This is a genomic window from Candidatus Brevundimonas phytovorans (assembly GCA_029203145.1).
Taxonomy (GTDB): domain Bacteria; phylum Pseudomonadota; class Alphaproteobacteria; order Caulobacterales; family Caulobacteraceae; genus Brevundimonas; species Brevundimonas phytovorans.
This window is the reverse complement of sequence record CP119309.1, coordinates 755,668-768,546: the sequence shown is the minus strand read 5'-3', so window position 1 is coordinate 768,546 and position 12,879 is coordinate 755,668. Positions and strand designations below refer to the sequence as shown.

7 protein-coding genes are annotated in these 12,879 nt (G+C 68.6%); 5 read left to right on the top strand and 2 right to left on the bottom strand.

What is annotated here, in order from left to right; all coding sequences use genetic code 11:
* Positions 1-180: 180 nt before the first annotated feature.
* Genes P0Y52_03605 through P0Y52_03585 form a run of 5 tightly spaced genes read left to right on the top strand, consistent with a single transcriptional unit; the run spans position 181 to position 7,756 of the window.
* Positions 181-1,500, top strand: a complete 1,320-nt coding sequence (locus tag P0Y52_03605) for an aspartate aminotransferase family protein (GenBank protein WEK58635.1) — start codon at positions 181-183, stop codon at positions 1,498-1,500.
* 52 nt (positions 1,501-1,552) lie between these two features.
* A complete protein-coding gene (locus tag P0Y52_03600; protein WEK58634.1) occupies positions 1,553-4,141 on the top strand; it encodes an ABC transporter substrate-binding protein in 2,589 nt (862 codons plus the stop codon).
* A complete protein-coding gene (locus tag P0Y52_03595) occupies positions 4,138-4,998 on the top strand; it encodes an ABC transporter permease (GenBank protein WEK58633.1) in 861 nt (286 codons plus the stop codon). Before P0Y52_03600 ends, P0Y52_03595 begins: the two co-directional genes overlap by 4 nt.
* A gap of 2 nt (positions 4,999-5,000) precedes the next feature.
* Positions 5,001-6,629: a dipeptide ABC transporter ATP-binding protein gene (locus P0Y52_03590; protein ID WEK58632.1), complete on the top strand. Its 1,629-nt coding sequence runs from the start codon at positions 5,001-5,003 to the stop codon at positions 6,627-6,629.
* Positions 6,626-7,756: a P1 family peptidase gene (locus P0Y52_03585; GenBank protein WEK58631.1), complete on the top strand. Its 1,131-nt coding sequence runs from the start codon at positions 6,626-6,628 to the stop codon at positions 7,754-7,756. Before P0Y52_03590 ends, P0Y52_03585 begins: the two co-directional genes overlap by 4 nt.
* Positions 7,757-7,926: 170 nt before the next feature.
* On the opposite strand, the gene P0Y52_03580 is transcribed toward P0Y52_03585, so the two are convergent.
* The gene (locus P0Y52_03580; protein WEK58630.1) at positions 7,927-10,386 is read right to left on the bottom strand and encodes a zinc-dependent metalloprotease; all 2,460 of its coding nucleotides are present in this window, start codon (positions 10,384-10,386) and stop codon (positions 7,927-7,929) included.
* A 124-nt stretch (positions 10,387-10,510) separates the two neighbouring features.
* Positions 10,511-12,793, bottom strand: coding sequence for a S9 family peptidase (locus P0Y52_03575; GenBank protein ID WEK58629.1), 2,283 nt, complete (start codon positions 12,791-12,793; stop codon positions 10,511-10,513).
* Positions 12,794-12,879: the final 86 nt, after the last annotated feature.

The following is a 12,879-nucleotide window of genomic DNA, read 5'->3' as shown; positions in this document are numbered from 1 at the left end:
CGTGAGGAAGGCGGCTGCTGTCGCCTTCCTCACCCCTTTTCGCGACGTGATGGCGGCGCCCACGATCCTGATCGCAGCCTCGGATGACGACAAGGTTTTCAATAACTTGTTGTCGATCAATAACAGGCTTTCCTTGCGCGCCCATTCCACGACTACTGGTCGCCTCGAAAGGAGCCATGCATGACCGCACGAGCCGCCAACGACCTTGATCCCTTCTGGTTGCCGTTCACCGCGAACCGCAGCTTCAAGGCGCATCCGCGGCTGTTGGCCTCGGCCAAGGACATGCACTATTTCACGCCGGAGGGTCGCCCGATCCTGGACGGAACCGCAGGTCTCTGGTGCGTCAACGCCGGCCACGCGCGCCGGCCCATCGTCGAGGCCATCCAGCGTCAGGCCGAGGTGCTCGACTACGCCCCGACCTTCCAGCTCGGGCATCCGCTGCCCTTTGAATTGGCCGCTCGGCTGGGAATGCTGTTTCCCGCCGACATCGACCACGTCTTCTTCGCCGGCTCTGGCTCGGAGGGCGTGGATACGGCGCTGAAGATCGCCCTGGCCTATCAGCAGGCCAGAGGCCAGCCCGAGCGCACCCGTCTGATCGGACGGCAAAAGGGCTATCATGGCGTCGGCTTCGGCGGCATTTCCGTCGGCGGGCTTGAGAATAACCGCCGCGGCTTCCCTACCCTGCCCGGCGTCGATCACCTGTCGCACACGCTGAACCTGGACGAAGCCGCCTTCTCGCGCGGCCAGCCGACCTGGGGCGCGCATCTGGCCGACGATCTGGAATCCCTGATCTGGTCGCATGGGGCCGAGACCATCGCCGCCGTCATCGTCGAGCCGCTGTCGGGATCGGCTGGGGTGATCGTGCCGCCAGTCGGCTATCTGGAGCGTCTTCGCGAACTCACGACCCGCCACGGCATCCTGCTGATCTTCGACGAGGTCATCACCGGCTTCGGTCGCATCGGCGGAGCCACCGCGTCCGAGACCCTGGGCGTCATTCCCGACCTGCTGGTCTGCGCCAAGGGTCTGACCAATGGCGCCGTGCCAATGGGCGCGGTGGGGGTGCGCGGCGAGATCTATGACGCCGTGGTCAACGACGCCTCGGCCCCCGGCATCGAGTTCTTCCACGGCTACACCTATTCCGGCCACCCCCTGGCCGCCGCCGCAGGTCTGGCGACGCTCGATGTCTATGAGAGCGAGGGCCTGTTCCAGCGCGCCACGGACATGGCCCCCTATTGGGAAGAGGCCGTGCACAGCCTGCAAGGCCTGCCGCACGTCATCGACATCCGCAACCTGGGCATGGTCGCCGCCGTCGAACTGGCGCCGCGCCCCGACGCACCTGGCGCCCGCGCCACCGAGGTCTTCCACCGGGCCTTTGACGAGGGGTTGTTGATCCGCGTCACCGGCGATGTGATCGCCCTGTCGCCGCCCCTGATCATCAGCCGCGAGCAGATCGACGAACTGGTCGGACGGCTGGCCGATATTCTGCGAAACACGCCCTGACGCCGTGCGCGATTTGGGCGATGCTGCATCATCAATCAGGAGGCGAGGCCGCGTGAAGCGAGGCTGGGAGCGTAGCGTATGGGATCGGCTGGGCCGCGCGCTGCTGGGGGCGACGCTGCTGGTCAGCCTGACCGTTCTCTCGCCCACGCATGAGGCTGAGGCCGCCCCCGTCCGCGATCGTCTGGTGCTGGGCCTGCCGCTGGAGCCGCCGAACCTCGACCCGACCTCCGGCGCCGCTGCCGCCGTGGACGAGGTCGTCTACGGCAACGTCTTCGAGGGCCTGACCAGACTGACCCAGAACGGCGCTGTGGCCCCGGCCCTGGCGGAATCGTGGGAGGCCGCGCCTGACGGCCTCAGCTGGACCTTCCACCTGCGGCGCGGCGTGACCTTTTCCGACGGTTCGCCGTTCGACGCCTCGGTCGCCAAGTTCTCGCTGGACCGCATCACCGCCGAGGGCTCGACCAACGCCCAGAAGACCCTGTTCGCGCCGATCCAGAGCGTCGAGGTCGTCGATCCGGCAACGATCCGCATCCGCCTATCCCGCCCGATGGCGACCCTGCCCTATGTCCTGGCCTGGGGCGACGCGGTCATGGTCTCGCCCAAGAGCGCGACGACCAACGCCGTCAACCCGGTCGGCACCGGCCCGTTCAAGCTGCAAGGCTGGCAGCGCGGCAGTCAGCTGACGCTGGTGCGCCGTGACGACTACTGGGGCGCAGCGCCCCGCCTGAACACCGTCGTCTTCCGGTTCATCGGCGACCCGACCGCCGCCTTCGCCGCCGTCAGCGCGGGCGACGTGGACGCCTTCCCCAACTATCCCGCGCCAGAAAACGTGGCCCAGTTCCAGCGCGACCCGCGTTTCCGCGTCGTCGTCGGCGCATCGGAAGGCAAGGTCATCCTGGGCATGAACAACAGCCGCCCGCCGTTCAACGACGTGCGGGTTCGGCGCGCCGTCTCCTACGCCATCGACCGCAACGCCCTGATTCAGGGGGCCATGTTCGGCTTCGGCCAACCCATCGGCAGCCACTATTCGCGCCAGGCGGCGGGCTATGTCGACCTGACGCAGGCCTATCCGCACGACGCGGCCAAGGCGCGTCAGCTGTTGGCCGAGGCGGGCTATCCCGACGGTCTCGACGTGACCCTGCGTCTGCCGCCCCGCCCCTATGCCCGGCGCAGCGGCGAGGTGCTGGCCTCGCAACTGGCGCAGGCGGGCATCCGCGTGAAGATCGAGAATCTGGAGTGGGCCCAGTGGCTGGATCAGGTGTTCAAACGCCGCCAGTTCGACCTGACCATCGTCGAGCACGTCGAGCCGATGGATTACGACATCTATGGCCGCAAGGACTACTATTTCGGCTACGACAGCCCCGCCTTCGACGCCCTGCTGGCTCAGGCTGACGCCGCCCCGGACGAGCCGACGCGGTTGCGTCTGCTGGGCGATCTGCAACGCCGCATCACCGACGACGCCGTCAACGCCTTCCTGTTCCAGTCCTCGCGCATCGGCGTGTGGAAGGCCGATCTGAACGGCCTGTGGATCAATGGCCCCATCGCCGCCAACGACGTCACCGGGGCCTACTGGAGCGGCGCGGGCGCCGCGTCCGCCGCCACCGCCGAGCGCGCCGGGGGCGGTCTGCCCTGGGGCTGGACGTCCTTGGTCGCGGGCGTGGCCCTGCTCGTCGTTGTCGGCTGGCGCTTCGGCGCGGCCTGGCTGCTGAAGAAGCTGGGGGGCCACGCCCTGACCCTGCTGGCGGCGACCGTGGTCATTTTCCTGCTGCTGCAAGTCGTGCCGGGCGATCCGGCCAGCTACATGATGGGTCTGAACGCCAGCCCGGAGGCCATCAACGCCCTGCGTCAGCAGATGGGGCTGGAGGGCTCGGGCCTCGAGCGCTACCTCGCCTGGCTGGGCGACCTGCTGACCGGCCAGTTCGGCACCAGCTACACCTATCAGGTGCCGGTCGGGGGCCTGATCGCCGAACGTCTGGCCGTGTCCGCGCCGCTGGCCCTGATGGCCACCCTCCTGTCGCTGGCCGTCGCCCTGCCCATCGGCGTCATGGCCGCCAGCCGGCGCGGAACCGCCGTCGACACCGGCCTGATCGGCGTCACCCAGGTCGGCGTCGCCCTGCCTAACTTCTGGATCGCCATGCTGCTGATCCTGCTGTTCTCGGTGAACCTCGGCTGGTTCTCGGCGGGCGGCTTCCCCGGATGGAACGCCGGCTTCTGGCCCGCCTTCAAGGCCCTGATCCTGCCCGCCGTGGCGCTCGCAGCGCCGCAGGCCGCCATTCTAGCTCGCGTCCTGCGCACCGCCCTGCTCGACACCATGAACGAGGACTATGTCCGCACCGCCCGCGCCAAGGGTCTGTCGGTCAATCAGGCCCTGTGGCGCCACGCCCTGAGGAACGCCTGGATCCCCGTCCTGACCATTCTGGGGCTGCAGTTCCCCTTCCTGCTGGCGGGCGGCATCATCATCGAGAACGTCTTCTCCCTGCCCGGCCTGGGCCGACTGGTCTTCCAGGCCATCACCCAGCGCGACCTGATCGTGGTGCAGAGCGTGGTGGTGGTGTTGGTCTTCGCCGTGGTTCTGGTCAGCTTCCTGATCGATCTGGCCTATCTGTTCGCTGATCCGCGCCTGAGGGGACGCCGCGCATGACCGACGCCCCTGCTCCCCTCGCCATGGTCGCCAAGCCCCGCGCGCCCTGGCCGCTGTCCCTGATCGTCGGCGGCGCCCTGACCGTCGTGGTGCTCCTGACCGCCCTGATCGCCTTCGTATGGACGCCCTATGACGTCGAGGCGGTCAACATCGCCGCCAAGCTGACCGCCCCCTCGGCCGCCCACCCCTTCGGCACGGACCATTTCGGTCGCGACGTCCTGTCGATGATCATGGTCGGGGCGCAGAACTCGCTGGCCGTGGCGCTGGTCGCGGTCGGCATCGGCGCCGGCGTCGGCGTGCCTCTGGGTCTGACCGCCGCCGCGCGCGGCGGCTGGATCGACGACCTGGTCATGCGCGGCAACGACCTGATCTTCGCCTTCCCCGCCCTGCTGCTGGCGGTCATGATCACCGCCGTCATGGGGCCGGGCGCGATCAACGCCATCATCGCCATCGGCCTGTTCAACATCCCCGTCTTCACCCGCGTCGCGCGCGGCGCGGCCATGGGCCTTTGGACCCGCGAATACGTGCTGGCGGCACGCACCGCGGGCAAGTCCAAGGCCCTGATCTCGGTCCAGCACATCCTGCCCAATCTGATGAGCCTGCTGGTCGTGCAGGCGGCCATCCAGTTCGCCGTCGGCATCGTCGCCGAGGCGGGACTGTCCTATGTCGGCCTCGGCGCCCAGCCGCCCATGCCCAGCTGGGGCCGGATGCTGGCCGAGGCCCAGACCATGATCGGCTTCGCCCCCTGGCTGGCCATCATGCCCGGCCTGGCCATCTTCATCACCGTCCTGGGCCTCAGCCTGACCGGCGACGGTCTTCGCGACCTGTTCGACCCGCGCGTACGGCGGGAGCGTTGAGCATGAGCGTTCTCGACATCCGCGACCTCAGCCTGTCGATCGGCGCCACGCCGATCCTGAAGAAGGTGTCGCTGTCCGTCGCCCCCGGCGAAATCCTCGGCCTCGTCGGCGAAAGCGGCTCGGGCAAGTCGATGACGGCGCTGGCGATCATCGGCCTGACGCCGCCGCGCGCCACCGTGACCGGCGAGATCCACCTGAACGGCCAACTCATCTCCGGGGCCTCCGACGCCGCCCTGCAAAAGGTGCGCGGCCGCGACGTAGGCATCATCTTCCAGGAGCCGATGACGGCCCTGAACCCCGTCATGACCATCGGCGATCAGGTCGCTGAAACAGTCCGGCTGCACAAGGGCGCATCGCGCAAGGAGGCGCTCGCCGTCGCCCGCGCGGTGCTCGACCGGGTCGGCCTGCCCGCCGAACGCTTCCCGCTCGGTCGCTTCCCGCACGAACTGTCGGGCGGCCAGAGGCAGCGGGTCGCTATCGCCATCGCCATCGCTCTGACGCCGAAACTGCTGATCGCGGACGAGGCGACGACGGCGCTGGATGTCACCACACAAGCCCAGGTTCTGGACTTGCTGAAACGGCTGGTGCGCGAGGACGGCATGGGCCTGATCCTGATCACCCACGACCTCGCCGTGACAGCCGAAACCGCCGACCGCGTGGCGGTGATGAAGGACGGCGAACTGGTGGAAGAGGGCGACACGCGCCGCATCTTCACCGGCATGACCCACCCCTATTCGCAAAGACTTCTGGCCAACGCCACCCATGCCCCGACGCGGAAAGCCGCCGTCCAGTCCGACGCGCCGCCGGTGCTGCAGGTCGAAGGCCTGGTGCGCGAATACGCGGGCGCGCGGCGCCTGTTCGGCAAGACAGACGCCTTCCGCGCCGTGGACGACGTCAGCCTGTCGATCCAGCCGGGCGAGAGCGTCGGCCTGGTCGGCGAAAGCGGTTGCGGCAAGTCCACCCTGCTGCGCGCCATCCTGGCGCTGGAAACGCCGCAAGCCGGGCGCGTCCGGGTCAGGGGCCGCGACATCACGACGGCCAAGGGCGCGGCGCTGAAGGCCATCCGCCGCGACATTCAGGTGGTGTTCCAGGACCCCTACGGCAGCTTCGATCCGCGCTGGACCGTGGCGCGTCTGGTGGCCGAGAACTTCCACCTGCTGGACGCCCAACCCTCGCCCGCCGAGGCCCGTCGTCGCGTCGATCAGATGCTGGAGCAGGTCGGCCTGCCCGCCTCGGCCGGCGACAAGTACCCGCATGAGTTTTCCGGCGGCCAGCGCCAGCGCATCGCCATCGCCCGCGCCCTCATCACCGACCCCGCGGTCATCGCCCTGGACGAGGCCGTTTCGGCGCTGGACGTGTCGATCCGGGCGCAGATTCTCGACCTGCTGGCCGACCTGTCCAGCCGTCTGGGCCTGTCCTACCTCTTCGTCACCCACGACCTGACCGTGGTGCGCGCCGTGACCGACCGGCTGCTGGTCATGCAGGCGGGGCGGATCGTGGAACAGGGGGCGACGGCGTCCGTCTTCGCCGCCCCTTCGCACCCCTATACGCAGAAACTGCTGGCGGCGACGCCGGATCTGGCCCGAAATATCGGCGCGCTCGACGCCGCCCCTAAGGAGACCGTTCGATGAACCGCAGAACCCTGCTCGGCTCGGCCCTGATCGGCGGCGCCGCCGCCACCGCCGCGGGCGCCGCATCGGCCGCCCCGAACACGGAACAGACCGCGCCTCCGCGCGCCAGCGGCCGCACCGGCCCACTGAACCTGATCACTGATGTCGAAGGCATCAAGATCGGTCAGGCCCATGACGCGGGCGTCCGCACCGGCGTCACCGTCATCCTGGCCGAAAAGCCCGCTGTCGCCGCCGTGGATGTGCGCGGCGGCGGTCCCGCCGGACGCGAGACCGACGTGCTGAAACCCGAAAACCTGGTGCAGGAGGTGGACGCCATCGTCCTGTCCGGCGGCTCGGTCTACGGTCTGGCCTCGGGCGACGGCATCGCCGCCTGGATGGGGATGCGCGGGCGCGGTTATGGCATGGGGGGCGCGCCGGGCGTGCCGCCCTCACCCATCGTCCCGACCGCCTGCCTCTATGACCTGGCCAATGGCGGGAACAAGAAGTGGGAGATGGACCCGCCCTATCGTCGTCTGGCGGTTGAGGCGCTGGAGGCCGCAGGCGACCGCTTCGACCTGGGCACCGCCGGGGCCGGCTATGGCGCCGAGGCCGGCGCGCTGAAGGGCGGCATCGGCTCGGCGTCTGCCCTGATGGCCAACGGCTGGACCGTCGGCGCCATCGTCGCGGTCAACAGCGTCGGCGCCGTGGTGGCCCCCGGCGGCAAGACCTTCTGGGCCGCGCCGTTCGAAATCGGCGACGAGTACGGCGGTCTGGGTTCGGCAGGCCTCGCCGCCTCGGCCGAGGACTGGGGCCTTTCGAAAGGCCGCGCCCGCCCGCGCGAGAACACCACCATCGCCTGCATCGCCACCGACGTGGCCCTGACCCGCGTGGAGTGTCAGCGTCTGGCCATCATGGCCCAGGACGGCATGGCCCGCGCCATCCGCCCCAGCCATGCGCCGTTCGACGGCGACACCCTCTTCTGCCTGTCGACCGGCAAGAAGGAGATCGAGAACCCGGCCATGCGTCAGGTCGCCGTGGCCCAACTGGGCAACGTCGCCGCCGACGTCCTGGCCCGCGCCATCGCGCGCGGCGTCTATCACGCCACCAATTATGAAGGTCAGACCGGCCAGACCTGGCGGGAGCTGTAAACCCTCAATCCTTCTCCCCTCGGGGGAGAAGGTGGCATGCGTCAGCATGACGGATGAGCGGGCGGTCGGCTGCGCCGCAACGTCCAGATGTCGAGGGCGGACAAAGCTCCCCCTCATCCGACCCGCTCACGCGGCTCACCTTCTCCCCCGGAGGGGAGAAGGGTTTTAAGTCAATGCCAGTCGTCGCTGCCGATCGGGGCGCCCGGCGGCACGGCCTGCGCGACGGGCAGGGTTTCGCTCAGCGCCTTCAAGCCTTCAGCCGGGCCGGTCAGAGCCTCGGCCAGCCAGACGCACTGGGCCGTTTCCAGCCGGTCACCATGGCACCGCTTCAACTGCTCGCCAAAGCGACGCGCGCTATCGCGCACCGCCCCCTGGGCCGTGGGCGACAGGTCCTTGCCCTGCATCAGGGCCGCCAGATGCGCGGCGTAGCGCGCCCGCGTCACACGGCGCAGTTCGGCTTGGCGCGTGTCCAGCCGACCGCCAGCCCCGACCGTCCTCGCCACCCGATCCAGCGTCTCGCCGAGACCCAGCTGGCTCGGATCCCGACGATGCTGCTCAACCAGACGGTTCAACCGCTCGGGCGCCAGCAGGGTCTCGAACACCACCTCGGTCGCCGCAGCGGCCGCCGATGACGGATCGAACACCGCGTCGGTCCGGCCCGCGAACAGCTCGATCTGGGTCTGCCGGTCGGGATCGCCCGACTGAGCCGAAGACAGGAGGTCGATCAGGTCATCGCGCAGGTCCAGTTCGGCGGGCGACAGGGCCAGCATCAGCGCCTCCAGCGCCGCGCGCTGCTGGTTCGCCGGCACGACCTCGGCGCGCTCATGACCGTCGCCGCTGACGGCGTAGCCATAGTCCACGCCGCCGATCTGGCGCCCGACCGCCGTGGTCTGATAGCGATGGTAAAGGTAGATAGGCACGATCACCCGGCGCAGGTCCGCCGCCGGCGCCCCCGCGGGCAGATTGCCCAGGCCAAAGCGCGACAGGGCGATGCGCCGCACGGCCAGGGTGTTGGCGTACTCGGCCACGGGATCGGTCCCATTGTCCCACATGCCGCCATAGGGCTGCAGACTGCCCAGCGGCCGGGTGTCGGTGTCGCTGACGAAGCGATAGCCTTTGGCTTGCGCCTCGGCCGCCAGCGCCAGACGGCGCGCCTGCGGGTCCTGCCCGGGCGCATCGCCATACAGCCAGTCGACGGCATAGCGATCCCAGGCGCCGACGCCGGTCGTATAGGCGTGGCTGAAATCCAGTCGCTCGCCGTCGGCGATGACCCAGGGCGCGGGATAGTCCATGACCGAGGCCCGCCCCTCATAGGTCGAGGCGGCGAAGTTGTGCGCCAGGCCGATGGAGTGGCCGATCTCGTGCGCCGACAGGTGACGCAGGCGGTGATAGGCTAGCCGGTTCGGGTCATCCTCGCCGCCCGTGCCGCTGCGATCAGCGCCGACCAGACCCTCGATGATCATCTTGTCCTGCCGGTCGCGCAGGGAGCCCAACTGAACCACCCCGCGCACAATCTCTCCGGTGCGCGGATCGCTGACCGTGCTGCCTGTGGACCAGCCGCGCGTTTCGCGGTGGACCCAGGCGATGATGCTGTAGCGCGCATCCATCGGGTGCACGCCCTCAGGCAGAACCTCCACGCGGAAGGCGTCGATATAGCCTGCGTCTTCAAAGGCTTTCGCCCACCAGTTACCGCCTTCGATCAAGGCCTCGCGGATGGCCGGGGGCGCGGCGCGGTCGACATAGAAGACGATCGGCTTCTTGACGCGCGAACGCGCCGCAGCCGGATCCGTCTTCTCCAGACGGAAGCGTTCCGCCAGGCGTCGCATGACAGGCTGCTCCAGCGGCGCCGCGAAATCCACGGCCATGGCCTGGCTGATGCTGCCGCCGCGCGGGTCATGGGGCACGGGCATGAAGCCGTCGTCCGGCAGGCGGATGAAGGAGTGGCGGACCGTCAGGGTCACGGATCGCGAGTCCGGCGCGATGCGCGACAACTCGCCGCCCGGCTCGTCGCTGGTGAAGGTCTGGACGGCCTGCAGTTCGACGTTATCAGGGAAGACGAGGGTCTGATCCAGGTCGAGATAGCCAAGGTCGGGCGCAGCCTTGAACGACCCCAGCGAACTCCGTTTCAGCCGTCCGGCGATATTGACGGCGTCAAGGGTCAGGAACCCCGACAGGTCGACAACGACTGATCCGTCCGCCCCGGTTTCCACCACATCCGCCGCCCAGACCGTCGACGGCGCAAAAGAGGCCGCGACCGCGTTCTGCTCGTCCGCACTGGCGCCAAATGCGCGGAAACCGTTGTTCTCGAAGCGGGCGAACACGCGTCCGCCGACCTTGCGGAAGGCCAGGACCTGGGTGCGGCCCAGACCCGAACGATCCAGTCCCGCCCCATCCATGCCCAGACCTGCCGACAGGCCAGGCTGATAGAGGTAGCGGCCCAGAACCCCGTCCGCGCCCGGCGCGGGCAGGCGCACCAGAACCCTGCCCTTTTCGCGGTCCAGACGGACCCCGAACAGACCCTCCTGAAAGGCCGAGGTCGCCGCCGGTCGTGCAGGGGCAACCTGCGCGCTCGCCGTTCCCGCCGCAGCCAAAATCAGGCCAGCAGCCCCCGCCAGCAGAATCCTACGCATCTCGCCCCCTCCCAGAGTGCTCATGGACGCTCGAAGGGCGATGCCCTGAATCATCCAGTCGGGGCCATGATGGACCGAGTGCGACAGCCTGTCATCGACCGACGACAGGATATCGCGCCTAGCACTAGTCCGCCTTTGCGGGCGCTCGCGTGCCGATGGTGCGGTCGAGGAAGTCGAGGTAGGTGCGCCACAGGTGCAACTGGCGCTCATTGCCGCGCACGCCGTGACGCTGGCCGGGATAGAGCATGGTCTCGAAGGGGATGCTCTTTTCCTGCAGGGCGTTCAGCACCCGCGTCGTGTTCTCGAAGATGACGTTGTCGTCGGCCATGCCGTGCAGCAGCAGCAGACGCCCGGTCAGGTGGTCCAGACGGCCCAGCACGTCAGACGCGGCATAGCCTTCCACATTGGCCTGCGGCGTCGACATGTAGCGCTCGGTATAGGCCGTGTCGTAGAGGCTCCACTCGGTCGGCGGGGCGCCGGCCAGGGCCGAGGCCAGACCCATCTTGGGCTCGGTCAACGCCATCAGGCTCATGAAGCCGCCATAGGACCAGCCCATCATGGCGATGCGGCTGTCGTCGACATAGGGCAGCGACCGCAGATAGTCGGCGGCGATGACCTGATCCTCGATCTCCGGCTGGCCCATCTTCAGATAGAGGGCCTGCTTGAAGGCCGCAGAACGATCGCCCTCGCCCCGGTTGTCCAGACGGAAGACGATGTAGCCCGCCTCGGTCAGCAACTGGTTGGTCGCCGGCTGCCAGCCATTCTTGACGCCGCCGCCCGAGGGGCCGCCGTAAACCTGCATCACCACCGGATAGGTCTTTGTCGGGTCAAAGTCCGGCGGCGTCGTCATCTGCCACATCAGGCTCTGGCCGTGGCTTTGCAGCGTGCCAAACGTGGGCTTCTGCTGGCGCGCGGCATAGGGCCAGAAGGGGTGGCCGGGCTGGAGTTTGTTCTCCTCGATCCAGCGCACGCGCTGGCCGTCCATGCCATAGAGGGCCGAGTGCATCGGCGTGTTCACATCCGTATAGTTGCCGACATAGGCCGTGCCTGTCCGGTTGACCGAGGCGCTCCACCAGCCGCCGCGCGGGGTGATCTCGGCGGGCGTCGCAGTCCGCTTCAGGCTGGCGCGGAACAGCTGCTGCTCGATCGGGTATTCCTTGCCGTCGCGCATGGAGGCGGTGAAGAAGACCTCGCCGGTCGTCTCGTTCACGCCCTCCAACGCCTTGACCGGATAGTCGCCGCGCGTGATCGCGCGCAGGCGGCGGCCGTCGCGGTTGTAGAGATAGAGGTGCTTCCAGCCGCTCTCTTCCGAGGCCCAGATGAAGTTCCCGTCCGTCAGCGCCTTGAAGTCATGGTTCAACGGCACCCAGGCGTTCGAGCGCTGGGTGGCGATGACGCGGCTGGCGCCCGTGGCCGGATCGACGCTCAGCAGGTCCAGCGTCTTCTGATCGCGTGACAGGCGCTGGACATAGAGGGCCCGCCCGTCCTTGGCCCAGTTGACGCGGGCCAGATAGATGTCGGTGTCGGCGCCCAGATCGACCTTGACCCGCCGGCCCGCCTGCACGTCCTGCACATAGAGCTCGACCACGGCATTGGGACGCCCGGCGCGCGGATAGCGCTGCTCGGTCACCGAGGCGCCGCCGCCGGTGATGTCCAGGCGCGGGATGACATCGACCTGGGTCTCGTCGGTGCGTTGCAGGGCGATGAAACGCTCGTCCGGGCTCCACCAGTAGCCGGTGTCGCGGTCCAGTTCCTCCTGAGCGATGAACTCGGCCGTGGCCCAGGTGATCAGGCCGTCGCCGTCCGTGGTGATCGCCTGTTCGGCGCCCGAGGCCAGGTTGAGGATGACCAGATCCTGATCGCGGACGAAGCTGACATAGGCGCCCTTGGGCGAGACCTTGGCGTCGATTTCGTCGGCCTTGGTCTCTGTCAGGCGACGCACGGCGCCGTCGGCGCGGCTGGCCAGGAAGATGTCGCCTTCCAGCGGGGCCAGGATGTAGCGGCCCTGTTCGTCCCACGAATATTCAACCACGCCGCGTTGCGAAATCCGCATCCGCTCGCGCCGCGCCTTCTCGGCCTCGGACAGTTCACCGGCGTCGGGGACCAGGGCGCGCGCGTCGATCAGCTTGAACGGCTCGCCGCCCTTCACCGACGCGGCCCACAGGTCCAGCACGTCCACGTCGTCGTCGCGCGACCGCAGGAAGGCGACCAGTTCGCCGTCCGGCGACAGGCTGACGCCCTTGGCCACCGGCCCGGCCAGCGACGGATTGGCGAAGACCCGCTCGACCGTCAGGATCGAGGACGCCGGGGCGGTCGCGGGCGGCGGCGCCGTCGGCTGCGGAGCAGATTGAGCAAAGGCCGAGGTCGCAGCCATCAGGATCGTCGAAGCAAGAAGGAATGTGCGCATGGCGGGGAAGCTAGAGGCGGAATCTTCCGCCGTCATCCGCAAATCTGACCGACTGCGACGCCCGCGAGCCTTTCGCATTCGCCCGC